This is a genomic window from Bacteroides xylanisolvens XB1A (assembly GCF_000210075.1).
Classification (GTDB): Bacteria; Bacteroidota; Bacteroidia; order Bacteroidales; family Bacteroidaceae; genus Bacteroides; species Bacteroides xylanisolvens.
Map to the genome: position 1 here is coordinate 4727839 of NC_021017.1, position 1671 is coordinate 4729509.

The 1671-nt window shown below is 44.6% G+C and carries 1 protein-coding gene and 1 pseudogene; both read left to right on the forward strand.

Annotated elements, in window-relative coordinates; all coding sequences use genetic code 11:
- Positions 1-313, forward strand: a pseudogene (locus BXY_RS18150) (UpxY family transcription antiterminator); the annotation flags it as partial.
- The coding region (locus tag BXY_RS18155; RefSeq protein WP_208946849.1) for a polysaccharide biosynthesis/export family protein at positions 291-1671 on the forward strand (1381 nt) is incomplete at its 3' end. The pseudogene BXY_RS18150 and the gene BXY_RS18155, both read left to right, overlap by 23 nt.

The following is a 1671-nucleotide window of genomic DNA, read 5'->3' on the forward strand; positions in this document are numbered from 1 at the left end:
GGTTAGCCGTTATATGGTGATGCGTGGTGAAAGCACTCCTGCCGTTATTCCTGACGAGCAGATGGCCCGTTTCCGTTTCATGCTCGATTATTCCGATGAAACAGTCTGTATGAATGATACTCCACTGGCGCGTGGTGAGAAAGTTCGTGTGATAAAAGGTCCTTTGAGTGGTCTTGTTGGCGAACTCGTGACTGTCGGGGGTAAGAGTAAGATTGCCGTTCGTTTAAATATGCTTGGCTGTGCTTGTGTAGATATGCCAATCGGTTATGTAGAACCCACAAAGATTAGTAATGACGACACAAAAAAACTTTAACGTATTTCTATTCATTCTACTGTTAGGAGTTTTTTCTCCTTTGATGGCTCAAAATATGAGCGATTCTCAAGTATTGGAGTATGTCAAAGAGGGGATTAGACAAGGGAAAGAACAAAAACAATTAGCCTCTGAACTTGCACGTAAGGGTGTGACCAAAGAACAGGCTATGCGTGTGAAGCAGCTTTATGAGCAGCAGAACAACGTCAATGCTTCCAACGCTACCGGTACGGATGTCAATGAATCCCGTCTTCGTGAAGAAATGAAGGAGAATACTTCCGATATGTTGGAAGACCATCCGAGCACTCAAGACCTTGCACGTGGTAATCAGGTTTTCGGAAGAAACATCTTCAATACTCGTAACCTGACTTTTGAACCCAGTGTCAACATCGCCACCCCTTTAAATTACCGTCTCGGTCCCGGTGACGAAGTGATTATCGACATCTGGGGAGCCAGTCAGAACACTATCCGCCAACAGATTTCTCCTGATGGCACTATCAATATTCAGAAAATAGGTCCTGTCAACCTGAACGGACTAACCATTTCTGAAGCCAATGACTATCTCAAAAAAACATTAAACAAGATATATAATGGTCTTAATAATACGAATGACCCCACTTCTGACATCCGTCTGACTCTGGGCAGCATCCGTACTATTCAAATCAATGTAATGGGTGAAGTTGTCCAGCCGGGCACTTACTCTCTTTCTTCCTTTTCTACTGTATTCCATGCACTTTATCGTGCAGGAGGTGTGAGTGACATAGGTAGCCTTCGTAATGTCCAGCTGGTACGTAACGGTAAGAACATCGCCACAATCGACGTCTACCAATTTATCATGAAAGGCAACATTCAGGATGACATTCGTCTGCAGGAAGGTGATGTTGTGATTGTTCCCGCCTATGACGTATTGGTTAAGATCGACGGAAAAGTGAAACGCCCCATGCGTTTCGAAATGAAGAAGGACGAAAACTTATCTACACTTATCAGTTATGCCGGTGGATTTGACGCTGACGCCTACACCCGTTCTTTGCGTGTCGTACGCCAAAACGGACAGGAGTATGAAGTAAACACAGTCAAAGACCTTGATTATAGTGTCTATAAAATGCGGAATGGTGATGTTGTGACTGCCGAGGCTATCCTTAACCGTTTCACTAATAAGCTTGAAATCCGTGGTGCTGTTTACCGTCCCGGTATCTACCAGCTAAACGGTAAACTGAATACCGTCCGCGAACTGGTGAACGAAGCCCAAGGCTTGACGGGTGATGCTTTCTTGAACCGTGCTGTCCTTTATCGTCAACGTGAGGACCTTACTACTGAAGTTATCCCTGTTGACATTAAAGCCATCATGGATGGTACTTCCC